The sequence below is a fragment of the Rhodanobacter sp. MP1X3 genome, assembly GCF_014207165.1.
Lineage (GTDB): Bacteria > Pseudomonadota > Gammaproteobacteria > Xanthomonadales > Rhodanobacteraceae > Rhodanobacter.
This window is the reverse complement of the sequence record NZ_JACHCO010000002.1, coordinates 340,548-364,516: the sequence shown is the minus strand read 5'-3', so window position 1 is coordinate 364,516 and position 23,969 is coordinate 340,548. Positions and strand designations below refer to the sequence as shown.

The window sequence follows — 23,969 nt, the reverse complement described above, 5'->3', positions numbered from 1 at the left end:
GTGGTTGTCCTGGATAACGCGCCGACATGATCGCCACGCTGCTGAAATGGCTGGTGCCGTGGGAATTCTCATGGGTGTTTCTGGCGATTTTCCTCGGAACCTGCGTGCTCTATGTACGCGGCAGCCGTCGGCTGTCGGTGAGCTTCAGTCGCCAGTTGGTGTTCTGGGTCGGCATGGCGATCATCTATCTGTCGCTGCAGACGTATCTCGATTACTACGCCGAGCATGAGTTCTTCATGCATCGCATCCAGCAGGTGTTGCTGCACCATCTGGCGCCACTATTGATCGTCACGGCATATCCGGCGAGCGTACTGCGGGCTGGCCTGCCGCTGGCGTGGCGGCTGCGCGTGCTGCGCCCGTTGCAGCGTTCGTGGCCATGGCGTGTAGTGATGGGCGTGCTGCTGAATCCGGCGGTAGCAACGGTGCTGTTTATTGGCTTCATCCTGATCTGGCTGATTCCGTCAATGCAGACCACGGCGATGCTGGACTGGCGCGTGTACCGCTTCATGAACTGGACGATGCTGATCAGCGGCTTCGCCTACTGGTCGCTGGTGCTGGATCACCGACCGCACCCGCCCGGACGGATGATTGCCGGGCTGCGCGTGCTGTCGCCGGCGGTCACCATGACGCCGCAGATTCTCGCCGGCGCGATCGTCACGTTTTCGAAAACCGATTTGTATCCGATCTTCGAAATCTGCGGTCGTGCGTTTACCTTCAACGTGTTGACAGGGCAACTGATTGGCGGCGTGATCACTTGGGTGCCGGCGGCATTGATCGAATCGATCGGCGGCCTGATGGCATTGCGTCAATGGCTACGCTTGTCGCGTAACGGGCGGCTGCCACGTCGTGTGCCGAGACAGCCGATCGTGCGGTCGGCTACAGGTGCTGTATCGAACAAGTAATTCTTGTGTTCGGCCTCTAAGGACCGGAGTCCACAGCGTTTGCCGGGCGCGCAAGGAAATTCGTGGCAAGCGTGCTGCCGTCCGCGAATTTCAGATTCAGCGTTATCGTATCGCCGGGTTTCACCGGATGAATCGCCTTCATCAGCATCAGGTGGTAACCCGCTGGTGCCAATACGGCTTTGCCATGTGCGGGTACGCTCAGCGAGTCGACCATGGCCATACGGCTCATGCCGCCGTCGCTGGAACTCTTGTGCAGCATCACGTCCGCATAAAGCGGACTACTGGCGCCGCTCAGCACGGCCGGCTGAGCGCCATCGTTTTCCAGCGTCACATACGCGCCGGCGGGCAGGTCACCCGGCAAGACGCGCAGCCACGCATGGCTGGCACGGACGTGCTCGGCTTCAGTGGCATGAACGCCGCTCGTCACCATCAGGCCGGCAAGCAGTAGTAACAGCGCGTGTGATTTCATGAAGGGGTTCCGTTATCCAGCAGCAGATGCAGGTCGTGCACCAGATCATCCTGCGAGTCGGCCGGTGTCGCCAGCACCCGCGCGCCGCCTTTGCTGTCGAAAACGTAGATCGCCGAACTGTGGCTTACTTCGTAACTGCCATCCTTGCCACTCGGCTCGCGCGTATACGCGGAGCGATAGCGCTTGCTCAGCGCCTCGATGTCGCGCGCGTCGCCGGTAAGGCCAATCGCGCGGGGGTCGAATGCATTGACGTAGGCGTGCATCACTGCGGGCGTGTCGCGCGCCGGATCAACACTGACAAACAGGATGCGCGCCTTGTCGGCCAATGGTCCCAGCCGTTGCATCACCACATGCAGCTGTGCCAGCGTCAGCGGGCAGACGTCGGGGCAGTGCGTGTAGCCGAAGTACAGCACCACCACCTTGCCGCGATAGTCGGCGCCAGTCACCGGTTTGCCGTGATCGTCGGTGAGCTTGAAATCGAGATCGGGCATATGGCCGCTGACGTCGGTCAGTCGGAACGGTAGCTTCTGGCTGCTATCGCAGCCGCTCAACGCGATGAAAGCGAGCAAAAGCAATAGCAGCGCGAGGCGGAGTGATGGCAGAGGCTTCATGCGAGAATTCGGCAAGTTCATCCCGTCAAGCATACGACACCGGCTGCAGCTCGGCGCTCGTCAATCAGGAAGTCCCGGACCCATGCGTCAAATTGTCAGTACACGCGCCAGCCTGCTGGTCGGCGCAGCCGGCGCCAGCGCCGTGCTGCTGGGCGCTTTCGGTGCGCATGCGCTGCAGAGCGTGCTCGACGAGTACCACAGCGAGTTGTGGCATACCGCAGTGAACTATCACGTATGGCACGCGTTGGCGCTCGCGCTGGCCGTGGCTGTTGGCGGTGGCCGCAGCAGACGGGTTGCGATCATCTGTTTCGCTCTGGGTATCGCACTATTCAGTGGCAGCCTTTACGCGCTGGCGCTCGGAGCGCCGCGCTGGACGGGCATCATCACGCCGTTTGGTGGCCTGGCTTTCATCATTGGCTGGCTGGCGCTTGGCCTGTCGCTTCGTGCCCGCGCTGATTGAAGCGTGTTGAAAGAAGGTATCGATTCGAGCCGATTGGCGACTTGAGGCAGGCTCGGCGTCATCCCCGTGTCATGCCATGGCGTCAGCATGCAGCCATGAACATCGCCAATCGCTTGCGAATGTCCCCCTGGTTGCCGGCCTCCGCCATGCTCGCCGCGCTCGTCGTGGTTGTCATGAGCGGCTTTGGTCTCAGCCACGCGGCACGTCTTGCTGGCCCGGCATCGCCCACATCCAACATGCTGGTCCACTGGCACGACGCCAGTCACGACTGGCTGTTGGTGGGCGATGGGCAGAGCGACCAGCTGAGCATCTACAACGCGGTTGATGGCAGCCTGGTGCGGCGTGTTGCCGTGCGGCATGGCCTCAATGATGCAAACGCCCTCGCGCAACGCGATGGTCGTCTGTTTGTCGTCGGTGACGATGGCAAGCTCGGCGAGCTGAAGCTGCCGCAGTTGCAAATGGTTGCCGCCAACGGCCCTTGATCCAGAGCGGGTTAGCAGCTGCTGACCCGCGGCAATGCAGCGTGCAAAACGAAGGTCAGCAGTTCAGTTGCTCTCGTCATCGGCGGTAGATGTCTTGCCGGCTTTCAGGCGGCCCGCCTTGCGTAGCGCCTCCCGCAGCACATACTCGATTTGCGCATTGACACTGCGCAGCTCGTCGTCCGACCACTGCTGCATGGCCTTCAGCACATCAGCGCTGATGCGCAGCGGGTAGGCTTTTTTGTCAGCGGCCATGCTTTGGTTTGGTCTCCCGCAGTCGCAGCAGCACGAAGATCATCACGATCACCAGCACGCTGATGCCGCCAACAAAGATCACCTGGGCAAGATTGTCGGTCGCCTGGTCGTATGCGCCCTGATAGCGGAATACGACATAGCCGACTATCCAGATGGCCATCGCAAACAGGAGGTTGCCGACATCCCGGCCGGCGCGCCGACGCATGGCATCGTCGACTTTGCTCCAGTCGACCATGCCGTGCACGAAACCCTGCGGGCCATTCGTGCGGATGACCCAACCCAGCACGGCGAGAATGGTGGCGGGAAACAGTTGGGTCAGCAATTCGGAAAGTTGTGTGGACATGCCGAGCGCCTCAACCGCTGTACAGCGAGCCAGTATTCACCACTGGCTGCGTGCCGCGCTCACCGCACAGCACCACTAGCAGGTTGCTGACCATCGACGCCTTGCGCTCCTCGTCGAGCTGCACCACGCCGCGCTTGGAGAGTTGGTCGAGCGCCATCTCGACCATGCTCACCGCGCCTTCGACGATCTGCGTGCGGGCCGCGATAATGGCGCCGGCCTGCTGTCGCTGCAGCATCGCCTGAGCAATCTCCTGTGCATAGGCGAGGTGGCTGATGCGCGCCTCGACCACCTGCACGCCGGCCTTGCCCAACCGTGTCTGGATCTCGTCGCGCAGGTGCGAATTGATCACCTCGCCGTGGCTGCGCAGCGAGGCCTTGCTGTCATCGTGCGCGTCGTAGGGGTAACTCTGTGCCATCTGCCGCAGGGCCGATTCACTCTGGATGTGCACATAGTTTTCGTAGTCGTCGACGCAGAACACGGCCTCAGCGGTATCCAGCACCTGCCACACCACCACGGCGCCGATCTCGATCGGGTTGCCGTCGCTGTCGTTGACCTTGAGCTTGCCGCTCTCGAAGTTGCGCACGCGCAGCGAGATTCGCTGTTTGCTGAAAAATGGATTGGTCCAGCGCAGACCCTCAACGCGCACCGTGCCGGCGTACTTGCCGAACAGCTGCAGTACCTGGCCCTCGTTCGGGGCGACCTGGAAAAAGCCTTTCGCTACAAACACCGCGATGGCAAAAATCGGCACGCCGATGGCGGGAAGCCAAAGTGGCAAGCCGCCGTTTGCCTGGATGCCGAACCCGAACCCCATCGCCAATAGCAGCAGACAGACAGCGATGAAAGGAATGCCGGCAATCGAGAAACCCTTGCGTTCGTTCATTGGTGCGATCCTCCCGTGGAGATAAAATTAGATATCAAAATGATATCTAATTCAAGTGCCTTGTGGCAGGACGCCTGACCGGGATGCTGGCCTGTCGTTTGGTGACCGGCCGTTCGCCATGGCCTCGCCCTACAATGCGGGTTTGCCTCAGGAGCACCCGATGAAACCGTTCGGCACCCCTCATTCGTCGCATGCGTTTCGCGTGCTGTTGCTGGGTTGCGGCGAGCTGGGCAAGGAAGTCGCTATCGAGCTGCAGCGATTTGCGGTCGAGGTGATCGCAGTGGATCGTTATGCCAATGCGCCGGCGATGCAGATTGCCCATCGTAGCCACGTCATCGACATGCTCGATGGCGACGCGTTGCGCGCCGTGATCGAGCAGGAGCAGCCCGATCTGGTGGTGCCGGAAATCGAGGCGATCCACACGCCGACCCTGATCGCCATGGAAAAGGAAGGCCTGCACGTGATTCCCACCGCGCGTGCTGCGTGGTTGACGATGGATCGTGAAGGCATTCGTCGACTCGCTGCCGAGGAGCTGAAGTTGCCGACTTCGCCGTACCGCTTCTGCGATGACGAAGCGCAATACCGCGAAGCCGTGGCGGCGATCGGCCTGCCGTTCGTGATCAAGCCAGTGATGAGTTCCTCGGGCAAGGGCCAGAGTGTGGTGAAGCGCGAGGACCAACTGCAGGCCGCGTGGGATTACGCGCAGTCCGGCGGCCGTGCAGGCAAAGGGCGCACCATCGTCGAGGGCTTTGTGGCCTTCGACTATGAGATCACCTTGCTCACCGTCCGTCACAAGGGCGGCGTGAGTTTCTGTGCACCGATCGGCCATCGTCAGGAAGACGGTGACTACCGTGAATCGTGGCAGCCGCAGCCGATGAGTGATATTGCGCTGGCCGAAGCACAGCGCCAAGCCGAAGCGATCACCGGCGCGCTGGGTGGCTGGGGCGTGTTCGGCGTCGAGTTTTTCGTCAAGGGTGACGCGGTCATTTTTTCCGAAGTCAGCCCGCGCCCGCACGATACCGGGCTGGTGACGTTGATTTCGCAGGAGCTTTCCGAATTTGCGCTGCACGCGCGGGCGATCCTCGGGCTGCCGATTCCGGTGATCCATCAGAACGGCCCCTCGGCGTCGTGTGCCGTGCTGGTCGAAGGTGAAGGGGAGGCACCTCGGTATCACGGCGTGGCCGAGGCGCTCGCCGAGCCGGATACGCAGCTGCGCATCTTTGGCAAACCGGCGGTGAAAGGACGTCGGCGCATGGGTGTGACGCTGGCACGCGCCGAGACGGTGGAGGCAGCGGTAGCCAAGGCAAAGCGGGCGGCAGGTTGCCTGCGCATTGAGCTGTAATCCGGTAAACCTTATGGGTTAGGCTCCGCCCGAAACGACAAAACTCCGCGTCCGCATCGCGACGCCAACGACACAAGGGAACGAATATGCAATCGACGGGCTTCGCACACTGGTTGATCGTGGTGGTGGAAATCGGTGCGGCGATTGCGCTGATGGTGCTGGCGCTTGGTGTCGTGGTGATCGCATCGATGTGGTTCATCGACCGCAATCAGAAGGCCAATTCGGTATTGCGCAATTTTCCGGTGGTGGGCCATTTTCGCTACTGGTTTCTGCATCTGGGCGAATTCTTTCGCCAGTACCTGTATTCCAGCGATCGCGAGGAGATGCCGTTCAATCGGGCCGAGCGCACTTGGGTATACCGTGCCGCCAAGAACGTCGACAACACGGCGGCGTTCGGTTCCAGCCGTGACCTGCGTGCGGAAGGCGTACCGTTTTTCGTCAATGCGCCGTTTCCCGATCTTGGCCAGGAGCACGTCGAGCCCGTGCCAGTCACGATCGGCCCGTATGCGCGCGAGCCATATAGCCACTCCGCGTTTTTCAATATCTCGGCGATGAGCTTCGGCGCTTTGTCAGCGCCTGCGGTGCGTGCGCTGTCGCGCGGCGCGGCCAAGGCGGGCATCTGGATGGATACCGGCGAGGGTGGTCTGGCGCCGTACCACCTCGAGGGCGGTTGCGACATCGTGTTCGAAATCGGTACGGCCAAATACGGCGTGCGCACGCCAGACGGTCAGCTGGACGACGACAAGCTGCTGGCGATCTGCGCACACAAGCAAGTGAAGATGGTCAGCATCAAGCTGGGGCAGGGCGCCAAGCCGGGCATGGGCGGCCTGTTGCCGGCGGCCAAGGTCACGCGGGAAATCGCGGAGATCCGCGGCATCCCGGTCGGCAAGGACTCGCAGAGCCCCAACCGTCATCTGGACATCGGCAATATTCACCAGCTGCTCGACAAGATCGCGCATATCCGCGAACTCACCGGCAAGCCGGTGGGTTTCAAGGCGGTGTTGGGCGGGGTGGACTGGATCGGCGATCTCTGTGACGAGGTGAAAAAGCGAGGTATTCAGAGCGCACCGGATTTCATCATCGTCGATGGCTCCGAAGGAGGCACCGGCGCGGCGCCGCAGACGCTGATGGAAGGTGTCGGCCTGCCGCTGCACGAGGCATTGCCGGCACTGCTCGACATGCTGATTACCAAGGGCCTGCGTGAGCGCGTCAAGGTGATTTGTTCGGGCAAGTGCATCACCGCCTATGACGTGGCATGGGCCCTCTCGATCGGCGCGGATTTCGTCAACTCGGCACGCGGCTTCATGCTGGCGTTGGGTTGCATCCAGTCACTGCAGTGCAATCGCAATACCTGTCCGACCGGCATTACGACGCAGAACACCAAGTTGCAGCGCGGCCTAGTGGTTGCCGACAAGAGCGAGCGGGTATTCCACTATGCCGACAACCTGATGCACGAGGTCGGCATCATCGCCCATAGCTGCGGCGTCAGCGAACCCCGTGAGCTCAACCGCAGCCATTGCCGCGTGGTTGGCAACGATGGTTTGTCGGTTCCGCTGGAGACGTTGTACCCGTATCCGAAAGTGGCGAAGTTGCCGGAAAATGCCTGATCTTGCGTAGATTGGGATGAGCGGTACGCGAATCCCAACATGTCGTGCCGCGGCGTTGGGATTCGCCAATGCTCATCCCAACCTACGAAGGCAGCATCGGCAACCAGCTGCCGGCTTTGCGAATTTCAAGCGGCTGGAAGCGGCGCTTGTAATCCATCTTCGGATGGCCGTCTATCCAGAAGCCCAGATACAGCCAGGGTATGCCGCGGCGGCGAGCGAGTTCGATCTGCTGCAGGATGGCGAAGGTGCCGAGGCTACGTGCGGATTCAGCAGGATCAAAAAAGGTATAGACCGCGGACACACCGGTGAGGCAGACATCGGTGACGGCGATAGCCAGCAAACGCTCGCCGTTACGGATTTCCAGAAATAGCGTGGGGCTCCACGGCGCGGTGAGGAAGCGGCGGAAGTCGCTGGCTTCCGCTTCGTCCATGCCACCGCCGACATGGCGGCGACGCAGATAACTTTCGTATAGCGCATGCCGCTCGCGGTTGTAGCTGGGTATCGATTCGCTGATGCTGAGATCAGCATTGCGTTTCAGGCAGCGGCGCTGTGAGCGATCCGGCTGGAAATTTTCCACATTCACGCGACACGGGGTGCAGGCGTGGCACTGCGGACACTGTGGAAAATACAGGTGACCACCGGCGCGCCGAAACCCCTGTTCAAGCGCAGGGCCGTAAAGCTTGTCGAGCTGCGGTGCGGCCGGGTCGATCACCAGATTCTGCGCCGTGCGTTCGGCGTAATAGCCGCAGGCGTGGGGCAGCGTCTGGAACAGGCGGATGGTGGGCTCGGCGCGCATGCTCCGATTCTATGCCGTTGCGGCAGCACGAAGCGATGCAGCATGAATCATCCGCTCGTCGCTAGACGATATGCATGTACCGCAGTACGACCATGGCGCAGGCCGCAAGCACGGCGATCATCACAATGCGACGTACGCGCACCACGGTGCCACGGCGCTGAATGGTGGGCGTGGGATTGCGCGCGGCCGCCAGCTCCTCGCCGTGACGGATGACTGGCTCGATGCCGATGCTGCGCAGCAGTTCGCGGGCACGAGTGTAGTCGTCCGCCCGGCTGATCCACACCTGCGGCCAGGTTTCGCGATCTTCAGTGCGTTCGGAATAGCTGAAGCGCTGGTAGCTGGGCCGATTCCAATTGGAGCGGTTCGTAACCAGGGTTTCGATGGCGTGTTCGCTCATGAGGGCAACCACGCGGTCGATGTTTTCCTGTCGCTGGGAGGTATAGATCTGGCGCATAGTTAGTTAGTGTATCAATCGCCGCGAAGCCGGATCAGGCCTTCTTGCGCGGTGGAGGCCACCAACCGGCCGTCGCGGCTGAAAATCTGCCCACGGGCAAACCCGCGGGCGCCCTGCGCGGTGGGGCTGTCGAACGAGTACAGCAGCCACTCGTCAACGCGGAAAGGGCGATGGAACCACAATGCATGGTCGAGGCTGGCCATCTGCACGTTGTGCGTGTAATAGGAAATGCCGTGCGGCAGCGTGGCCGTGCCGATCAGGTTGAAGTCCGAGGCGTAGGCCAGCAGCGCGCGGTGCAGCGCGGGTGAGTCGTCTACTGGCGCGGCGACGCGGAACCAGATGTGCTGGATCGGCGGTCGCTTGACTGGATGCAGTCTGTCCTGCGGCCACACGTGGCGAAATTCGATCGGCGAATCCACGCCCAGCCAGCGCTGCAGCTTTACCGGCAGCTTGATCAGCTGCTCGGCGCTCAGTGGCTGCATGGGTTCGATATCTTCCGGCGCGGGAACTTCGGGCATCGAGGATTGGTGTTCGAAGCTCTTTTCCGGCACCTGGAACGAGACCGAGCCGTTGAGTATCGGTTGTCCATGCTGGATCGCCACCACGCGGCGCGACGAAAAACTGCCGCCGTCGCGGGTGCGCTCCACGCTGTAGACGATCGGAGCATCGATATCGCCGGCACGCAGGAAATACGCGTGCAGCGAGTGTGCCTCGCGGATCGGATCGACCGTATTCTGTGCCGCTGCCAGCGCCTGTCCCAAAACTTGCCCGCCGAACACGAACTGGGTGCCGATGTCGCGGCTCTGACCGCGGAACAGGTTGTCTTCCAGCCGCTCGAGGTGCAGCAGGTCGACCAGTTCGGCGACGTGATTTTCCAGCATGGCGTTGGCTCAGTACAGGTGGAGTGCCACGATTATAGCGGTAGCCGATCCATCACCCGCTGCGGACCGTTTGACTTGGCCTAGGCTCGGCGAGTCAGTCCGCTGTCGTGTAGCACGCGATCCCAGGGAAACAGCGGACCTGGATCGAGCTTGCGCGGCACTTCCTTCGATGCGTCGTCGCTGGCTGGCATGCGTGCGGTGTCCAGATCCTCATGCCCGGCGATGGCGTGGAGGTTGGGGTGATCGAGCCGCAGCTGCTCAAGCAAGGCGAGCAATGCGGTGATCTGCGCGTCGGTGTAGGGCTCGGTCATGATCTGGTGGCGCGAATCCCACCAGTGCGGATAGCGGCCCAGGTTCACCAGCTCGATGCCTACGGAGTTCGGATTGTGGCCGCGCACGTGGTTGGCCACCCGAGTGGACGGGACGTAGCAATAAATCCCGCCGTCGCGATCGACGTAGTAGTGGCCGCAGTTGCCGGTACCGTTTTCATGCAGCGCTCTTTCACCATACTCGCGGGCGATGGCAAGGTCCGGCAGTTCGGTGCAGTGGATTACCACGACTTCCACTGCGCTGACGTCGCGCTCGGGCAATTGGTCGATATAGGGCAGCGGTTGATCGTGGATGGTCAGTGACATGGGCCAAGTCTCGCCGGAAACGCCGCCTGTTACCATGTGCAACTCACTTATTGCAGTTAGACGGAGTCCGCCATGCGCGGCCAGATCATTCTTTCGCACGGCCTGAACTCCGAACCGAATGCCACCAAGGTCAGCGCGCTGGCTGCGCAGGCCGAGGCCCAGGGCTGGCAGACACAACGGCCGGATTACCGCGACGACGACGCACGCGGCCATGATGGTTGCGTCGCGCCGCGCGTCGCCCGCCTGCGCGCCACCATTGAGGCGCTGCCCACGCCGCCACTGCTGGTGGGTTCCAGCATGGGTGCATTTGTCTCGGGTCTGGCCTCGCTGGATGTGCCGGTACTCGGCTTGCTGCTGCTGGCTACGCCCAGTGAGATCCCGGGCTATGCGCGGGCGTTCGATCTCAGGCACGGCGTGCCCACCATGCTGATCCACGGTTGGCGCGACGATGTCTGCCCGCCCGAGGGCATGCTGGCCTTTGCAGGCAAACATCGGCTGCCGCTGCTGATGCTGGATGACGATCACCGCCTGGGTGCGAACATGGATGTGATTTCTGCGCAGTTCCAGAGCCTGCTCGATCAATTGGCGACCGCCGCATGAGTCATTACTTTGCCACCTGCCCAAAGGGGCTCGAATACCTGCTGCGTGACGAACTGGTTGCGATGGGTGCGGTCGATGTCCGCGAAGCGCTGGCCGGTGCGCATTTTTCAGGCACGCTGGAAACCGCCTACCGTGCCTGTCTGTGGTCGCGGCTGGCCAGCCGGATTCTGCTGCCGCTGGCGGATTTTGATGCAGCCGATGACGATGCGCTGTATCGCGGCGTGCAATCGATCGACTGGAGCACGCATCTGGCCGCCCACGGCACGCTGTCGGTCGATGCGGGCACGGCGCTGAGCAAGCTCACGCATAGCCAATTCATTGCGCAGCGCGTGAAGGATGCGGTGGTCGACCAGTTCCGTCAGCGCGATGGCAACCGACCCTGTGTGGATACCGACGAGCCGGATATCCGCATCAACTTGAGGCTACGTCGCGACCGCGCGACGGTATCGCTGGATCTCGCCGGCACGCCGTTGCACCGACGCGGCTGGCGTGAAGTACAGGGTGAGGCGCCGCTGAAGGAAAACCTCGCCGCCGCCATGTTGCTGCGCGCGCGTTGGCCTGAGGTGTACGCCGCTGGCGGTGCGCTGCTCGATCCGATGTGCGGTTCGGGCACGCTGCTGATCGAAGGCGCGCTGATGGCTGCCGATGTGGCGCCCGGCCTGCGCCGCGAATACTTTGGTTTCCTTGGCTGGCATCAGCACGACATCACATTGTGGCGTAGCTTGTTGACCGAGGCGAACGAGCGTGCCGAAAAGGGCCTGCGCGAATTGCGCAGCGTGTTCTTCGGCAGCGATGCCGATCCGCGCATGGTTCAGACGTCCAAACGCAATGCGCAGGAAGCGGGTGTGGCCGGATTCTTTACGCTGGATCGGCAGGAGGTGTCGCACGCCGCGCCGCCGCCGGGCGTCGACTACGGCCTGGTCATCACCAATCCGCCGTACGGCGAACGCCTGGGCGAACGTGCCGAGATGCCGCTGCTGTATCGCGCCGTCGGCGATGCCTTGCGCGCTCGCTTCACCGGCTGGCGCGCTGCCGTGCTGGCCGGCGACGTGGAACTGGGCCGGGCCATGCAGCTGCATGCCGACAAGCGCTATACGCTGTACAACGGCGCACTGGAAACCGTGTTGCTGACGTTCGACCTGAGCAAGCGGGACGAAGCACCACGCGAGCCCAAGCCACTGTCGGCCGGTGCGCAGATGCTGAAGAACCGGCTGGAAAAGAACGTCAAGCACTTGCGCAAGCGGCTGACCCGCGAAGGCGTCCACTGCTGGCGTGCCTACGACCAGGATCTGCCCGAGTACGCCGCGGCGATCGACATCTACGGCGACACGCATGGCAACGATCATCTGCACATTCAGGAATACCGCGCGCCTGCCGATGTGCCGCCGGACGTGGCACGACTGCGCATGCGCGAGATTGCTCGCGTCGCGGGTGAAGTACTCAACGTGCCGCGCGAGCGCATCGCGCTGAAAACCCGCGAGCGCGGCAAGGGCGGTTCGAAGTACGGCCAGCTCGACCAGCGCAATGAGTTCATCGAGGTGGAAGAGGACAGCCTGAAGTTTCTGGTCAACCTCACCGACTATCTGGATACCGGTCTGTTCCTGGACCACCGGCTGGTGCGTGGAAAAGTGCGCGAGCTGGCCGATGGCAAATGCTTCCTCAACCTGTTTGCCTATACCGCGACGGCCAGCGTGCATGCGGCTGCCGGTGGCGCGCTGGAAACCACCAGTGTGGATCTGTCAGCCACGTATCTGGAATGGGCCTCGCGCAATCTCGCGCTCAACGGATTCAGTGGCGCAAGCCATCGGTTGATGCAATTCGACGCACTGGAATTCCTGCAGCGTGACCGCGGTCATTACGGGCTGATCTTCGTCGATCCGCCGACGTTCTCCAATTCCAAGCGTGCCGACGATTTCGATGTGCAGCGCGATCATGTGAAGCTGCTTGATGCCTGTAACGAGCGATTGACGCGCGATGGCGTGATTGTGTTTTCCAACAATTTCCGACGTTTCAAACTGGACAAGGCCGAGCTGGGACAGCGCTTCGTGATCGAGGAATGGACTGTGCCCAGCATCCCGTTCGATTTCGCTCGCCGGGCCGACATCCACGGCTGCTGGCTGCTGCGTCGTCGTCCGGCTGACCCGGGAATAAATCCATGGGATTCGGCCCGTATTAAAAAGTAAACGCTTCAGTTCACATTAAGCCCGAAAAGTCGAGCATAGGTCCCGTACCAACGGAGAACTGCCATGAGCAACAAACGTTTCAGTAGTGCAACCAAGATGTTGGCCCTCGGCCTTGCTGTAACAGCGGCAGTCGCCATGCCGCTTAGCGCATCAGCACGCGGCTGGGGCGGATATGGCTACCATGGCGGCTACGGTGGTTATCACGGCGGTTACGGCCGCGGTGGTTACTGGAGTGGTGGACGCTGGATCGGCGGCGCCATTGTTGCCGGTTTGGTTGGCGGCCTCGTCTACAGCGCGACCCGTCCGGCGCCGGTGTACTACGGCTACGGTCCTCCGGTCGTGTACTCACAGCCAACCACGGTCGTGTATGAGAATGCCCCGGTCGTTACCCGTACCGTGACGACTTACAGCCAGCCTACGCAGTACGTCCGCGACGATGGCTATTACGGCAACTGATATCAGATCTGTTTTCAAGATCTAGCAAGACAAAAGAGCCCGGCTTGATGCTGGGCTCTTTCATTGGGGCATATGCCTACCAAGGTGGGGCTCAAACACCAGTTATCGCATGGCGTCATCCCTGGCCGGGTGCCAGCCATCCGCGAATGTCGCGCCCCAATCACAAGATTTCAACGCTTGGCACGGCATCCTTGCCGCCATGTTTTTCAGCCATCCTCCGCGCCAGGTTCTGGGCACCGTAACTGCGCCAAGGTGTAGAGCGAAGGATGGTTGCCATGTCTAGCGAAATTTTTCTGGTTTCTTCCAAAGCTGCCGTGCGATTCAGCAGGATTCGTGCGAAGACGCTCCGGCTGGTCGAGGGACTGAGTGCGGAAGATCTGCTGGTGCAGTCGATGCCGGATACCAGTCCAGGCAAATGGCACCTGGCGCATACCACCTGGTTTTTCGAGCACTTCGTGCTTGGCCGCGATCCCAGCTATAAGACGCGCGATCCGGCTTGGCATTTCCTCTTCAATTCCTATTACCAATCTATCGGGCCAATGCACGCCCGCCCGCAGCGCGGACTGATATCCCGTCCGTCGCTGGGCGAGGTGTTCGACTATCGCGAACGTATCGATACGGCGGTCAATGAGCTGCTTTCGCGCGATGACGATCCCGAGCTGGCAGAGTTGATTGAACTCGGGTTGCAGCACGAGCAGCAGCATCAGGAGTTGTTGCTCACCGACATCAAACACGCACTCTCGTGCAATCCGCTGCTGCCTGCTTATCACGACAGGAAAGCGGCCTTGCCGGGGTCGGCGAGTTTGCTGCCTTTGCGTTTCATCAGCGGCAAGGAAGGCATCGTAGAAATTGGTCATCGTGGTGAAGGTTTTGCTTTCGACAGCGAGACACCGCGGCATCGCACGCTATTGCAGCCACACGCGCTGGCCAATCGGCTGGTGACCAATGCTGAATACCTCGCGTTTGTGCGCGAGGGTGGTTACCGCGAGCCTGGCCTCTGGCTTTCCGATGGCTGGGCTACCGTGCAGCGCGAAGGATGGGAGCACCCGGCTTACTGGCAGGATGATCTGGCGAGCGAATTTACGCTGGCCGGTGTGCAGGAAATCCGCCCAAACGATCCGGTATCGCATATCAGCTACTTCGAAGCCGAAGCGTTTGCCCGCTGGGCCGGTGCCCGCTTGCCGACCGAGGCCGAGTGGGAATCCGCGGCTCAAGGTCTGCCCATCAAGGGAAACTTCCAGGACGACCAGCGGTTTCATCCTGCTGCCGCCAGCGACGACGGCGGCCTGCTGCAGATGTATGGCGATGTCTGGGAGTGGACGGCATCGCCCTACATCAGCTATCCGGGTTTCCAACCTTTGCCCGGCTCGCTGGGCGAGTACAACGGCAAATTCATGAGCGGACAATGGATTCTGCGCGGTGGCTCCTGTGCCACGCCGCGCGATCATATCCGCGCCAGCTATCGCAACTTTTTTCCACCCCATGCCCGTTGGCAGTTTGCCGGGCTACGATTGGGACAAGATCAATGAACGCGCAAGTCTCGGGTCTCAGCGACGACGATCGTCGCCCACCTTCCAATGAATTGCTGGAAATTGCCCAGCGTGGATTGGCGCTGAAGCCGAAGCGTCTACCGTCGTGGCTGTTCTATGACGAACGCGGTTCCGCACTATTCGACGAGATCTGCGAACAGCCCGAGTACTACCTGACGCGCAGCGAGATCGCGCTGATGGATGAACATGCTGGCAACATCGCCGACACCCTGGGCAGCGACGTACGCCTGGTCGAGTACGGCAGCGGCAACGCACGCAAGACGAGCATGCTCCTGCAGCATCTGCATGAACCGGTGGCCTACGTGCCGGTGGAGATTTCAGCCGAGCCCCTGCGCGAAAGTGTCGAACGACTCGGCGCGGAATTTCCATCGCTGCCAGTGCAGCCGCTGTGTGCGGATTTCACCAAGCCGTTGCGCCTGCCGATTCCTCCGCGTGCGCCGCGTCGTACGGTGGTGTATTTTCCGGGCTCGACCATTGGCAATTTCGACAACCGTGATGCGGCCGTCTTGCTGCGCAAGATGCGCAACGAGATGGGCGATGCCGGCGGCATCCTGATCGGCGTGGATCTGAAGAAAGATCATGCAGTCATCGAGGCGGCTTACAACGATCGCGCCGGTGTCACGTCCAGATTTACGCTCAACATGCTGACACGCCTCAACCGGGATATCGGCAGCAATTTCGATCTGACTGCCTTCCGTCATCGCGCGCACTACAACCCGATGGCTGGTCGCATCGAGACGCATATCGTCAGCGCCAAGTCGCAGCAAGTAAAAATTGGTCGCGCCAACGTGGCGTTCCGCGAAGATGAGGCGATCCAAGTCGAATACAGCTGCAAGTATTCGCTGGCGGACTTCGAGGCGTTGGCTGCCAAGGCAGGGCTGGCCGTGCTTCGCGTGTGGACCGATGCGCAGCAGATGTTCAGCGTGCAATACCTCGTGCGTGCCAGCACGGTAGCGCGTTGAACCGGCAGGTCTCATAGGCCGGCTCTTGCCAGCGACCTGAAATCAGGCGCGTCAACACCTGCCTGTGCGGCAGGTGTTTTTATGTTTCAGTTGCCGTTGTTGGCAGGCTTTGTCGCAGGCCGACCCGGTGGACGCTGCTGACCCGGATTGGGGCGGTTGTTGCCGGGGCCTGAACCGGGCCGCTGATTGCTGCTACCGGGGTTTCCCTGGCCCGGTCGGGTTGGCCGATTACCGTTCTGATTCCCTTGACCGGGCCGGCCAGGGCCGCCGACACCAGGTTGCGGACGCGCTGGTGGACGATTGCCTGTGGGCGGGCGGGTAGGGCGCGGCGGGCGGTGCTGTACCGGTGGGCGTGGCGGTGGGCGCTGGATCGGACGTGGCGGCGGGCGATGGGGGATCGGACGACCATACCAGCGACTGCGATCGCGGTAGAACGGTCGATCCCGATAATAGTTACCCCAGTAGCTGCCGATCACGAAGCTGACGATCGGGATGCCGATTTGTGCGCCATATGCAGGCACCAGTACGCGCTGATTCTGGTAGTTGTATTGCAGATAATTGCCGGCGATCCAGCCGCGATTACCGAAGGCGATGACATCGCACCATTCCCATCCATCCGTGCACCCTTGGATGGCTATCTGAGTGCCGATCGGGATCGTGGTGATTCGCGGATAGCTGCTATCCGGTCCCGCACGCAAATTGACGTTGGTCGTAACGAAGCCATCCGCCGCATGTGCGAGCAGCGGTGCGAGAAGAAACAATGAAACCAGCAAAGCGAATACTGGACGTTTCATGAGATCAATCTCCGGCGGTCAGCTCGAGTTGGCAGGCCGGCTGACCATGCACCTGACATGGTCGAAGCCGCCTCGCACCCCATGACATTGTTCCAGTTTTGGCAGCAGCGCAAGCTTAGTGCGAATTTAGTTCAACCGCCTCAACGGCAGAGGGCGTGCTTCGCCCTCTGCCGTTCAATAACGATTACTTGACGCCGTAAAGTGCGCGTACGTCGTGCGACAGCGCGGACTGACTGTCTTCGCGCGCGTAGAACATGTGTCCGCCGGCATACTCTTTCACCTGCACGCGGGTCGGATCACCCATCTCGGGCATCTGATCGACGATCAGCACCGAGGCCATGAACGGGCAGGACAGGTCGTCCCAGCCGTGAGCAATCAGCACGCGCAGACCGGGATCGTTGGCGACCGCTTCGCGCAACTGCGATACCGAGCCCTGATTGGCATCGTCGTCCTCATGCCACAGCTTGTTCACGTCATAGCTCAGTGCGTTATAGCGGCCGTCGTATTTCCAGCCGACCGTCTGCGTGACGAAGTTGACCATCGCGCTGGTGGTGGGCGCGATGATGCCGTTGAGGATCGGATCGCCGGTCTGCTGATGCGGTGCGTACGGGAACGGGTCCCATGCAGTGACGTTGGAATCGTAGCGGCTGCCCAGCTTGCCCTCGGCGCGATAGACCTCGCGCAGATAAGCCTGCGTTTCCAGCCGACCGCCGGAGCGTTTTACGAACAGTGGATCGAGCCCAGTCAATTCGGTGACCTTGCTGACTACGCGATCAGTCGCCTGCGGATCGGAGCGGCCCTTCATCAGGTCGGTGGCGTATTCGCCGCGTGTGTATTCGATGATCGGTGCCATCGCTGCGTCCGTGAGCTTGTGCTCACGCTCCAGGTGCGCCGCGGCGATTGAGGGCAGGGTCAGCATCCATGGCAGCGGCGATACGTTTTCGTCATTGGATGCCGCCGAGTCGAGATACGGCGACAGCAGTACCAGGCCGTTCATCGCCACACCGAGCTGGGTTTGCAGATAGTCGGTGATGCGCGGGCCACGGAAGCCGCCGTAGCTCTCACCGACCAGATACTTGCGTGAGGTCATGCGCCCGTTCTTGACCAGCCAGTCGTAGACGATGCGCGACAGGTACTTGATGTCGTTATCGGTACTGTAGAACTGCTTGGTTGCTTCCTTGTCATCGACCAGCGCGCGACTGTAGCCCGTGCCGACCGGGTCGATGAAGACCAGATCGGTAAAGCCCAGCCAGGTGCCTGGATTGTCGTGCAAGGTGGCGGGTGCCGAAGGCGTGTCACCCTCGACGCCAAAACTCACTTTCTTCGGTCCGATGGCGCCGAAATTGAGATAGACCGACGATGCGCCCGGTCCGCCGTTGACGGCGAATGTCACCGGCCGATCCTTGCCGGGCATCGTGTATGCGGTGAATACCACTTCAGCGGTGATAGTGCCCTTGTCATCGCGCACCGGCAGCGAGCCGACGGTGACGGTGTACTTGAGCGATCGGCCATCCACGCTGGTGCTCTGCGAGACGTGTGCGTCGGCCGGCAGCGGTGGCAGGTGGAAGCCATTGCTGCTGCCGGCATCATCCGTCGATGCCGGTTTGTCCGACTTGTGACCATCGGCGGCAATGGCGGATAGATTGAAACCGGCTAGCACAAGCGTGGCCAGCAGGGCAGATTGCAGAGACTTGCGCACAGATCCGTTCCTCAGGACTAAAGGCACAAGCCTAACCGTCCGTTGTGCCGCCGGAGTGTGCATAAAGGCATGGGTGAGGCATTCGCTGCGCGTCGCATTGAAAACATAGCCATGCGATGGCGTGCGTAGCCACACAGCAGAACGGGATGATTTGCATCATCCCGTTCTGTGTCATCACGATCATCTGGACAGCATGATCGATCGATCAATGGCCGTTGTCGTCGTTATGATCATTGTCGTGGTGCTCTTCAGGGTGCCCTGTCGGATGAGCTTGCGGCTGCGGTCGGCCCTGGCTGGTTGCCGGCTGGCCTGTTCCTGGCCGAACAGCGGGGCCTTGCCCCCGCTGCGGAACCGATGACTGGCCGTTCTGTATGGCGCGCTCGGGATAACCCGGGCTCACGGGTCCGAGACGCCCTGGCCGCTGATACCCTGCTCCGGGTTGGCCGCCATAGTTACCGTTTGGCCCATGCCACTGGCCGGATCCACCCGGACGTCCCGGGTAGGGGCCGTGCGACGGTGGCGATGGCGGCCTGCTCACGTAAGGCCGGTTATACCAGTTGGCGCGTTGGCCATAGAACGGACGGCTGCGATAGTAGCGATCCCAATAGGCGCCGATGCTGAAGGCGACGATGGGAATGCCGATTTGTTCGCCGTACTCCGGCAGCAGAACCTGCTGATCCTGGTACTCGTACTGGATGTAACCGCCGGGGATCCAGCCGCGGCTGCCGTCGCCCTCGTTGATCACGTCGCACCATTCCCAGCCGTTGGTGCACCCCTGTACATCGACTTCTGTGCCGGTCGGCAGTTGGTCGACCAGCGGGTAACTCGGGTCGGGACCTGCGCGCAGGTTCACGTTATCGACCACATACCCTTCGGCCGCATAGGCACATACGGGCGCTGCCAGACACAGCACAGCGAGGGAAGACCAAAGCTTGCGTTTCATCACGTCGATCTCCGGCGAAAAAAGAGCGCGCTCCCTATCGAGCGAGCGCGTTCACTTTATATGCGCTTTTGACCGCGATCACGTGGTTTTTACGGCGAGGCTTTGGCTCGCCGTTCAGGCAGCTTTTCTTGGAACAAAACGTAGCGCCACGGCATTCATGCAGTAGCGCAAGCCGGTCGGCTTCGGGCCATCGTCGAAAACGTGGCCGAGGTGGCTATCGCAATTGGCGCAGCGGATTTCGACGCGATCCATGCCGAACGTATTGTCGTGTTTTTCAAACACGTTGGTCTTGGCGATCGGCTGCCAGAAGCTGGGCCAGCCGGTACCCGAGTCGAACTCGGTTGCCGCGTCGTACAGCGCGGTGGCGCAGCCGACGCAGCGGAACAGGCCCGGGCTGGCGGGCTTCTCGTGATCGCCACTGAAGGCCCGCTCGGTGCCGTCACGGCGCAGTACGTCGTAGCTGGCCGGTGACAGCCGCTGCTTCCATTGCGCGTCGCTCAATATCAACCGCGGCACTGGGCGCGCGCCGAGATCTTTGCCGTCATCGGAAAAGACTTCCAGCAGCACATTGCCCGGTTTGCCGATCGGCTTGTTGCTCGCCGCGGATTCCTCAGCAAACAGGCGCGGGATAAGCACGCCACCGCCGATAGCCAGCAGCGCGCCACCGGCGACGGCGGCACGAACGAAGCGGCGACGATCCGCCGCGAGAGTTTCATTGATGCGTGACATGGGAACCTCCGTTGAAACGGGTAAAGCTGGAACGACTCCAGTGGCGATGCTTCCGCGAGTGACTTGCCGCACGCGGCACTATCGGAACGGCCATCGCAGTGTCTCCGGATCAGCCGAACGTGAAGGCATACGCCTGCACACCCGGATCAAGAAATTCGATCTCGAACAAGCGCTCACCGCTGCCGTTGGCCTGACGTACCAGCTGATACAGGCGTTGGGCATTCACGACACCATTGCCGTCGGCATCGGTATCCATGCCGTGATCAGCGCCCGGCGCCTTGCCATCGATGCGCACGCGGAAACGAACAGGCTTGCCGTCAGCGGACGGGCCGAGTACCAAGTGCAGATCGCGCCCACGAAAGCGATAGACGATACGGCCACCCACTTTCTCCAGCTGCGCGTTTTCTGCATGCACGGTCCAACGCCCGTCGAGCGACCACTGGCTGCTGCCAAGCGTGGTCGGTGCGCTGTAATCCCAGACGTCGTCATGTGCGACTTTGCCACCAGCGAAGTTCAGCGCGCGGGCGTAGCCGACGTAAGTCTCCGGTGACACCGTCGCGCTGTGCGACGCGGCGGCCTCGACACCTTGTTGACTCCCGCTGACATATCCACCGGGCAGATTTTTCTGACCGGCTTCGGTCAGCAGCTGGCGAAGCAGATCCTCGCTTTCGGCATAGCCACCTTCACCGAAGTGGTGGTGGCGAATCTGTCCCTGCGCATCGACGAAGTAGTGCGCCGGCCAGTATTCGTTGTGAAAGCCTTGCCAGATCGCGTAGTTGTTATCCAGCGCGACTGGATAATCGACGCCGAGATCCTTCACCGCCTTGGCGACGTTGGCCGGATCCTTCTCGAACGCGAACTCAGGCGAATGCACGCCGATCACCACCAGACCGTGGTTCTTGTACTTGTCGGCCCAGCCGCGCACGTAGGGAAGCGAACGGATGCAGTTGATGCAGGAGTAGGTCCAGAAATCGACCAGTACTACCTTGCCACGCAGGGATTCAGTCGTCAGCGGCGGGCTGTTGATCCATTGGGTGGCGCCTTCGAGAGACGGTATCTGCCCTTCCACCGGCAACGGCGCGCCGGCTTGCAACACCGGCTCGGGTGCCGGCGCCGGGCGCACGGCGTTGATCAGCTTCTGTTCGATGCCGCCGGTACTGGCCAATGACACGCGCGTCAGCAGGCCTGTATCGAGTCCTAGCGCGATCGCAGCAACACCGGCGAGCACCAGCACGCCGAGTACTCGGCGCACCCACTCACCGGCGCCCAGCGAACGCTTCATCAGCGCAAACACCTTGCCGCCAATCAGCAGGGCCACGCCGAGCGACGTTGCTGCACCGCCGGCGTAAGTGAGCAGCAGCAAGGTGGTCTGCACGCTCGCACCATTCAGTGCGGCGCCGGTCAGCAGCAGGCCCAGGATCGGCCCGGCACACGGTGCCCACAGCAGCCCTGTGGCTACACCAAGGCCGGCGGCCGACCAGATCGAATCGCCGTTACTGGACGATCCCTGCGACAGCTTGTTGCCCAGCGCCACAAAGGGGCGACTGATCCATTCGGCCAGATGCGTTGAAAGCAGCGTCAGGCCCAGGAACGCCAACACCACCAGCGCAATAATGCGACCGTATTGATTGGCGTGTACCGCCCAGCCACCGCCCAGCGCGGCCAGCGTCGCCACGGCAGCAAACGTGATCGCCATGCCCAGCAGCATCGGCAGGCCGTTGCGCATGAATGGTCGATCCGAGCGGGCGAATACGAAGGGCAGCACGGGCAGGATGCATGGGCTGAGGATGGTCAGCACACCGCCGAGGAAGGCAAGAATCAAAACAATCATGGAGGCTTCGTAGGTGAGGGGGTTCGACAGGTTATTCGCTGCGGTACGGGCAGGGGTTACGCGTGAGGAATGCATCCGATCCGTGCGCCGCTGCGCAGGTGCATCTGCGTAATGGACATTTACGACGTAACCCTGATCGCGGATGCGGCGAAAGCCCAGATGAGAGTTGCGAACTAAGGAGCGGCGATGCCGCACAGCTTGACCGCCAATGGCTTCATGGGTGTAGATAGTGGCCTTTCCCTCTGGGCAAGTGCCACTCGAGCCGTGCAAGCTGAAGCTGTCTCCCCTAGCGCCAGTGAATCGCCCGACCAGCGTCGGGCGCGCTTGATGGCGGCTGCGCAATCGGGTGACCGGCGTGCGTATGAGCGGGTGCTGGCCGATTCGATACTGTTGATTCGCGTCGCGGCACGGCGGCAAGGCGTAGCGGTGGACCGGCTGGACGATGTGGTGCAGGAAACGTTGATCACCGTGAATCGTGTACGGCATACCTACGATCCTTCGCGTTCGTACGATGCGTGGCTTACCGCGATCGCCAATCGTCGTGCCATTGACGCGCTGCGTAGCCGCGGTCGTCGTGACAGCCGAGAGATCCACGATGACATCGCCTTCGATAATCATGCGGATATCGACGATGCCAGCGCTGCGACCGAACAGTTGCAGCGTGCTCAGCGCCTGCGTGAGGCGATTGCCGAACTGCCACCGGGTCAACGCGAGGCCGTGGAACAAATGGGTTTGCACGAACGGTCGCTAAGCGAGGCGGCTGAGCTGACAGGCCGCAATACCGGCGCATTGAAAGTGAATCTGCATCGCGCGTTGAAAGCATTGCGCGAACGCTTCAATGGAGAGCCGTGACTGCCATGTCCGATCCACGATCCTACGAAGCCTTGATCGATCGTCTCGGTGCTGAATTGGTGCCAGTACGACGTTTGCGGCCGCCGTCTTTGCGCACGCTGGGCTGGCTGCTGATGGTCGCAGCTATCGCGGTCGTGCTGTTGATGCACTACGGCACGGGCGGCATGCTGAAACGTTTCGCCGGCACGCCGGATATGGCCTGGGCTGGCGTGGGTGCAGTCATCACAGCGATCAGCGCGGCGTGGGCTGCCTTTGCGCTAAGCGTGCCCGGTCGCCGCGCGGCTTGGGCATGGCTGCCGCTGCCGGGCGCGTTGCTGTGGATCGGGGCCAGCGGTCTGGGTTGCTTGCGCCAAACCGTTAGTCACGTGCTTGCGCCGGGGACGCAAATATCCACCATGCATCAATCGGCAGACTGCCTGGTCTTTATCGTCGGGTTTTCAGTACCGCTGTCCGCACTGATGGTTTTTCTGCTGCGCCGTGCGTATCCACTTCGGCCCGTGCTTACGGCGGTGCTGGTGGGTTTGGCCAGCGCAGCGGCGTCGGCAAGCCTGTTGGAAATTTGTCACTCATACGATGCAGCAGCGACGGATTTGCTGACGCATGCAGCTGCCGTGGTGCTGGTCGTCGCGGTCAATGCGGCGATGGGCGGCCGGCTGCTGTCGAAGGCCTAGCCGTTCTTCGCTGCCAACGCATCGCAGGATGAAGCGATGCGTTAGATGTAGGCAAGTTGATGTCGAGCAATCAGTCGCGAAAGTTATCGAACTGCAGCGGTAGTTCGACCTCGGCCTTGCGCAGCACGGCCATCGCGCTCTGCAGATCGTCGCGCTTCTTGCCACTGACGCGCAGTTTGTCGCCGTTGATCTGCGCTTCGACCTTGAGCTTGGCTTCCTTCATCGAGGCGATCAGTTTTTTCGCGATCGGCTGCTCAATCCCTTGTTTGACGGTGATTTTCTGCCTTGAGCCGGCCAGGTTGGTTTCCGGATCGGCGACATCCAACGCGCGAACGTCGATTTTTCGTGCGACCAGACGGCCGCGCAGGATGTCCATCATCTGATTCAGCTGGAATTCGCTGGCTCCGCTCTGCGTGATCACGAAATCATCCAGCTCAAATTTTGCATCCGAGCCCTTGAAGTCGAAGCGGGTCGTCAGCTCACGGTTGGCTTGGTCGACCGCATTCGTCAGTTCGTGCTTGTCGACTTCGGAAATCACGTCGAAGGAAGGCATGGTGGTAGCTCTTGTTAATCGGTAAGGCAGTG

General features: G+C 61.6%; 27 protein-coding genes. 12 read left to right on the top strand and 15 right to left on the bottom strand.

Annotated features, from left to right (window positions below; all coding sequences use genetic code 11):
* Positions 1–26 precede the first annotated feature (26 nt).
* Entirely contained in the window at positions 27–902 is an 876-nt protein-coding gene (locus HDE79_RS08145; RefSeq protein WP_184601440.1) for a cytochrome c oxidase assembly protein, read from the top strand.
* A 16-nt stretch (positions 903–918) separates the two neighbouring features.
* Here the strand turns inward: HDE79_RS08145 and HDE79_RS08140 are convergent, their stop codons facing one another.
* Positions 919–1,371: a copper chaperone PCu(A)C gene (locus HDE79_RS08140; RefSeq protein ID WP_184601439.1), complete on the bottom strand. Its 453-nt coding sequence runs from the start codon at positions 1,369–1,371 to the stop codon at positions 919–921.
* The gene (locus HDE79_RS08135; protein WP_184601438.1) at positions 1,368–1,982 is read right to left on the bottom strand and encodes an SCO family protein; all 615 of its coding nucleotides are present in this window, start codon (positions 1,980–1,982) and stop codon (positions 1,368–1,370) included. The genes HDE79_RS08140 and HDE79_RS08135 overlap by 4 nt, the downstream gene beginning before the upstream one ends.
* 82 nt (positions 1,983–2,064) lie before the next feature.
* Between HDE79_RS08135 and HDE79_RS08130 the strand changes: the two genes are divergently transcribed.
* Together HDE79_RS08130 and HDE79_RS08125 are read left to right on the top strand one after the other, a co-directional pair.
* Positions 2,065–2,442 carry a DUF423 domain-containing protein gene (locus HDE79_RS08130; protein WP_184601437.1) on the top strand — a complete coding sequence of 126 codons (378 nt, stop codon included), beginning with the start codon at positions 2,065–2,067 and terminating at the stop codon, positions 2,440–2,442.
* Between the two features lie 95 nt (positions 2,443–2,537).
* Entirely contained in the window at positions 2,538–2,924 is a 387-nt protein-coding gene (locus HDE79_RS08125) for a hypothetical protein (RefSeq protein WP_184601436.1), read from the top strand.
* A 63-nt stretch (positions 2,925–2,987) separates the two neighbouring features.
* Here the strand turns inward: HDE79_RS08125 and HDE79_RS08120 are convergent, their stop codons facing one another.
* From HDE79_RS08120 to HDE79_RS08110, 3 genes are read right to left on the bottom strand one after another with little or no spacing between them, the layout of a single operon-like run.
* Positions 2,988–3,176 (bottom strand): Arc family DNA binding domain-containing protein, encoded by a 189-nt coding sequence (locus HDE79_RS08120; RefSeq protein WP_184601435.1) that lies wholly within the window; start codon positions 3,174–3,176, stop codon positions 2,988–2,990.
* Positions 3,166–3,519 (bottom strand): hypothetical protein, encoded by a 354-nt coding sequence (locus tag HDE79_RS08115; RefSeq protein WP_184601434.1) that lies wholly within the window; start codon positions 3,517–3,519, stop codon positions 3,166–3,168. Before HDE79_RS08115 ends, HDE79_RS08120 begins: the two co-directional genes overlap by 11 nt.
* Before the next feature lie 10 nt (positions 3,520–3,529).
* Entirely contained in the window at positions 3,530–4,399 is an 870-nt protein-coding gene (locus tag HDE79_RS08110) for an SPFH domain-containing protein (RefSeq protein WP_184601433.1), read from the bottom strand.
* A gap of 160 nt (positions 4,400–4,559) precedes the next feature.
* Here HDE79_RS08110 and purT point away from each other — a divergent pair, with 160 nt between their 5' ends.
* Together purT and HDE79_RS08100 are read left to right on the top strand one after the other, a co-directional pair.
* Positions 4,560–5,741 carry a formate-dependent phosphoribosylglycinamide formyltransferase gene (gene purT / locus HDE79_RS08105; RefSeq protein WP_184601432.1) on the top strand — a complete coding sequence of 394 codons (1,182 nt, stop codon included), beginning with the start codon at positions 4,560–4,562 and terminating at the stop codon, positions 5,739–5,741.
* Positions 5,742–5,827: 86 nt separating this feature from the next.
* Positions 5,828–7,348: an FMN-binding glutamate synthase family protein gene (locus HDE79_RS08100; RefSeq protein ID WP_184601431.1), complete on the top strand. Its 1,521-nt coding sequence runs from the start codon at positions 5,828–5,830 to the stop codon at positions 7,346–7,348.
* An 82-nt stretch (positions 7,349–7,430) separates the two neighbouring features.
* Here the strand turns inward: HDE79_RS08100 and HDE79_RS08095 are convergent, their stop codons facing one another.
* The 4 genes from HDE79_RS08095 to HDE79_RS08080 form a co-directional block, all read right to left on the bottom strand.
* The gene (locus HDE79_RS08095; RefSeq protein ID WP_184601430.1) at positions 7,431–8,144 is read right to left on the bottom strand and encodes an arginyltransferase; all 714 of its coding nucleotides are present in this window, start codon (positions 8,142–8,144) and stop codon (positions 7,431–7,433) included.
* A gap of 61 nt (positions 8,145–8,205) precedes the next feature.
* Positions 8,206–8,598 (bottom strand): hypothetical protein, encoded by a 393-nt coding sequence (locus HDE79_RS08090; protein ID WP_184601429.1) that lies wholly within the window; start codon positions 8,596–8,598, stop codon positions 8,206–8,208.
* Positions 8,599–8,612: 14 nt separating this feature from the next.
* Positions 8,613–9,479 carry an acyl-CoA thioesterase II gene (tesB, locus tag HDE79_RS08085; protein ID WP_184601428.1) on the bottom strand — a complete coding sequence of 289 codons (867 nt, stop codon included), beginning with the start codon at positions 9,477–9,479 and terminating at the stop codon, positions 8,613–8,615.
* A gap of 80 nt (positions 9,480–9,559) precedes the next feature.
* Positions 9,560–10,114, bottom strand: a complete 555-nt coding sequence (locus tag HDE79_RS08080) for an N-acetylmuramoyl-L-alanine amidase (protein ID WP_184601427.1) — start codon at positions 10,112–10,114, stop codon at positions 9,560–9,562.
* Between the two features lie 72 nt (positions 10,115–10,186).
* Here HDE79_RS08080 and HDE79_RS08075 point away from each other — a divergent pair, with 72 nt between their 5' ends.
* From HDE79_RS08075 to egtD, 5 genes are all read left to right on the top strand, one after another.
* Positions 10,187–10,714 (top strand): alpha/beta hydrolase, encoded by a 528-nt coding sequence (locus HDE79_RS08075; protein ID WP_184601426.1) that lies wholly within the window; start codon positions 10,187–10,189, stop codon positions 10,712–10,714.
* Positions 10,711–12,897: a bifunctional 23S rRNA (guanine(2069)-N(7))-methyltransferase RlmK/23S rRNA (guanine(2445)-N(2))-methyltransferase RlmL gene (gene rlmKL / locus HDE79_RS08070; protein ID WP_184601425.1), complete on the top strand. Its 2,187-nt coding sequence runs from the start codon at positions 10,711–10,713 to the stop codon at positions 12,895–12,897. The genes HDE79_RS08075 and rlmKL overlap by 4 nt, the downstream gene beginning before the upstream one ends.
* A 63-nt stretch (positions 12,898–12,960) precedes the next feature.
* Positions 12,961–13,353 (top strand): hypothetical protein, encoded by a 393-nt coding sequence (locus HDE79_RS08065; protein WP_184601424.1) that lies wholly within the window; start codon positions 12,961–12,963, stop codon positions 13,351–13,353.
* 275 nt (positions 13,354–13,628) lie between these two features.
* Positions 13,629–14,882: an ergothioneine biosynthesis protein EgtB gene (gene egtB / locus HDE79_RS08060; RefSeq protein ID WP_184601423.1), complete on the top strand. Its 1,254-nt coding sequence runs from the start codon at positions 13,629–13,631 to the stop codon at positions 14,880–14,882.
* Complete coding sequence (gene egtD / locus HDE79_RS08055; RefSeq protein ID WP_184601422.1) at positions 14,879–15,865, top strand: L-histidine N(alpha)-methyltransferase; 987 nt, start codon at positions 14,879–14,881, stop codon at positions 15,863–15,865. The genes egtB and egtD overlap by 4 nt, the downstream gene beginning before the upstream one ends.
* 86 nt (positions 15,866–15,951) lie before the next feature.
* Here the strand turns inward: egtD and HDE79_RS08050 are convergent, their stop codons facing one another.
* From HDE79_RS08050 to HDE79_RS08030, 5 genes are all read right to left on the bottom strand, one after another.
* Positions 15,952–16,659 carry an SH3 domain-containing protein gene (locus HDE79_RS08050; RefSeq protein WP_184601421.1) on the bottom strand — a complete coding sequence of 236 codons (708 nt, stop codon included), beginning with the start codon at positions 16,657–16,659 and terminating at the stop codon, positions 15,952–15,954.
* Positions 16,660–16,843: 184 nt separating this feature from the next.
* Positions 16,844–18,358 carry a peptidase S10 gene (locus HDE79_RS08045; protein ID WP_184601420.1) on the bottom strand — a complete coding sequence of 505 codons (1,515 nt, stop codon included), beginning with the start codon at positions 18,356–18,358 and terminating at the stop codon, positions 16,844–16,846.
* Between the two features lie 205 nt (positions 18,359–18,563).
* Entirely contained in the window at positions 18,564–19,301 is a 738-nt protein-coding gene (locus HDE79_RS08040; protein ID WP_184601419.1) for an SH3 domain-containing protein, read from the bottom strand.
* A 114-nt stretch (positions 19,302–19,415) separates the two neighbouring features.
* The gene (msrB, locus tag HDE79_RS08035; RefSeq protein WP_184601418.1) at positions 19,416–20,030 is read right to left on the bottom strand and encodes a peptide-methionine (R)-S-oxide reductase MsrB; all 615 of its coding nucleotides are present in this window, start codon (positions 20,028–20,030) and stop codon (positions 19,416–19,418) included.
* 109 nt (positions 20,031–20,139) lie between these two features.
* Positions 20,140–21,861, bottom strand: a complete 1,722-nt coding sequence (locus HDE79_RS08030; RefSeq protein WP_184601417.1) for a cytochrome c biogenesis protein DipZ — start codon at positions 21,859–21,861, stop codon at positions 20,140–20,142.
* Positions 21,862–22,047: 186 nt separating this feature from the next.
* On the opposite strand from HDE79_RS08030, the gene HDE79_RS08025 reads away from it, so the two are divergent.
* On the top strand, positions 22,048–22,713 hold the full coding sequence (locus tag HDE79_RS08025; RefSeq protein ID WP_184601416.1) for a sigma-70 family RNA polymerase sigma factor: 666 nt from the start codon (positions 22,048–22,050) through the stop codon (positions 22,711–22,713).
* Positions 22,714–22,718: 5 nt separating this feature from the next.
* Complete coding sequence (locus HDE79_RS08020) at positions 22,719–23,384, top strand: NrsF family protein (RefSeq protein ID WP_184601415.1); 666 nt, start codon at positions 22,719–22,721, stop codon at positions 23,382–23,384.
* Positions 23,385–23,454: 70 nt separating this feature from the next.
* On the opposite strand, the gene HDE79_RS08015 is transcribed toward HDE79_RS08020, so the two are convergent.
* On the bottom strand, positions 23,455–23,937 hold the full coding sequence (locus tag HDE79_RS08015) for a YajQ family cyclic di-GMP-binding protein (RefSeq protein ID WP_184601414.1): 483 nt from the start codon (positions 23,935–23,937) through the stop codon (positions 23,455–23,457).
* Positions 23,938–23,969: the final 32 nt, after the last annotated feature.

Coding starts and splice junctions, on each gene's coding strand:
- HDE79_RS08145 (WP_184601440.1), top strand. CDS start 27: ATGATCGCCACGCTGCTGAAATGGCTGGTGCCGTGGGAATTCTCATGG.
- HDE79_RS08140 (WP_184601439.1), bottom strand. CDS start 1,371: ATGAAATCACACGCGCTGTTACTACTGCTTGCCGGCCTGATGGTGACG.
- HDE79_RS08135 (WP_184601438.1), bottom strand. CDS start 1,982: ATGAAGCCTCTGCCATCACTCCGCCTCGCGCTGCTATTGCTTTTGCTC.
- HDE79_RS08130 (WP_184601437.1), top strand. CDS start 2,065: ATGCGTCAAATTGTCAGTACACGCGCCAGCCTGCTGGTCGGCGCAGCC.
- HDE79_RS08125 (WP_184601436.1), top strand. CDS start 2,538: ATGAACATCGCCAATCGCTTGCGAATGTCCCCCTGGTTGCCGGCCTCC.
- HDE79_RS08120 (WP_184601435.1), bottom strand. CDS start 3,176: ATGGCCGCTGACAAAAAAGCCTACCCGCTGCGCATCAGCGCTGATGTG.
- HDE79_RS08115 (WP_184601434.1), bottom strand. CDS start 3,519: ATGTCCACACAACTTTCCGAATTGCTGACCCAACTGTTTCCCGCCACC.
- HDE79_RS08110 (WP_184601433.1), bottom strand. CDS start 4,399: ATGAACGAACGCAAGGGTTTCTCGATTGCCGGCATTCCTTTCATCGCT.
- purT (WP_184601432.1), top strand. CDS start 4,560: ATGAAACCGTTCGGCACCCCTCATTCGTCGCATGCGTTTCGCGTGCTG.
- HDE79_RS08100 (WP_184601431.1), top strand. CDS start 5,828: ATGCAATCGACGGGCTTCGCACACTGGTTGATCGTGGTGGTGGAAATC.
- HDE79_RS08095 (WP_184601430.1), bottom strand. CDS start 8,144: ATGCGCGCCGAGCCCACCATCCGCCTGTTCCAGACGCTGCCCCACGCC.
- HDE79_RS08090 (WP_184601429.1), bottom strand. CDS start 8,598: ATGCGCCAGATCTATACCTCCCAGCGACAGGAAAACATCGACCGCGTG.
- tesB (WP_184601428.1), bottom strand. CDS start 9,479: ATGCTGGAAAATCACGTCGCCGAACTGGTCGACCTGCTGCACCTCGAG.
- HDE79_RS08080 (WP_184601427.1), bottom strand. CDS start 10,114: ATGTCACTGACCATCCACGATCAACCGCTGCCCTATATCGACCAATTG.
- HDE79_RS08075 (WP_184601426.1), top strand. CDS start 10,187: ATGCGCGGCCAGATCATTCTTTCGCACGGCCTGAACTCCGAACCGAAT.
- rlmKL (WP_184601425.1), top strand. CDS start 10,711: ATGAGTCATTACTTTGCCACCTGCCCAAAGGGGCTCGAATACCTGCTG.
- HDE79_RS08065 (WP_184601424.1), top strand. CDS start 12,961: ATGAGCAACAAACGTTTCAGTAGTGCAACCAAGATGTTGGCCCTCGGC.
- egtB (WP_184601423.1), top strand. CDS start 13,629: ATGTCTAGCGAAATTTTTCTGGTTTCTTCCAAAGCTGCCGTGCGATTC.
- egtD (WP_184601422.1), top strand. CDS start 14,879: ATGAACGCGCAAGTCTCGGGTCTCAGCGACGACGATCGTCGCCCACCT.
- HDE79_RS08050 (WP_184601421.1), bottom strand. CDS start 16,659: ATGAAACGTCCAGTATTCGCTTTGCTGGTTTCATTGTTTCTTCTCGCA.
- HDE79_RS08040 (WP_184601419.1), bottom strand. CDS start 19,301: ATGAAACGCAAGCTTTGGTCTTCCCTCGCTGTGCTGTGTCTGGCAGCG.
- msrB (WP_184601418.1), bottom strand. CDS start 20,030: ATGTCACGCATCAATGAAACTCTCGCGGCGGATCGTCGCCGCTTCGTT.
- HDE79_RS08030 (WP_184601417.1), bottom strand. CDS start 21,861: ATGATTGTTTTGATTCTTGCCTTCCTCGGCGGTGTGCTGACCATCCTC.
- HDE79_RS08025 (WP_184601416.1), top strand. CDS start 22,048: ATGCCGCACAGCTTGACCGCCAATGGCTTCATGGGTGTAGATAGTGGC.
- HDE79_RS08020 (WP_184601415.1), top strand. CDS start 22,719: ATGTCCGATCCACGATCCTACGAAGCCTTGATCGATCGTCTCGGTGCT.
- HDE79_RS08015 (WP_184601414.1), bottom strand. CDS start 23,937: ATGCCTTCCTTCGACGTGATTTCCGAAGTCGACAAGCACGAACTGACG.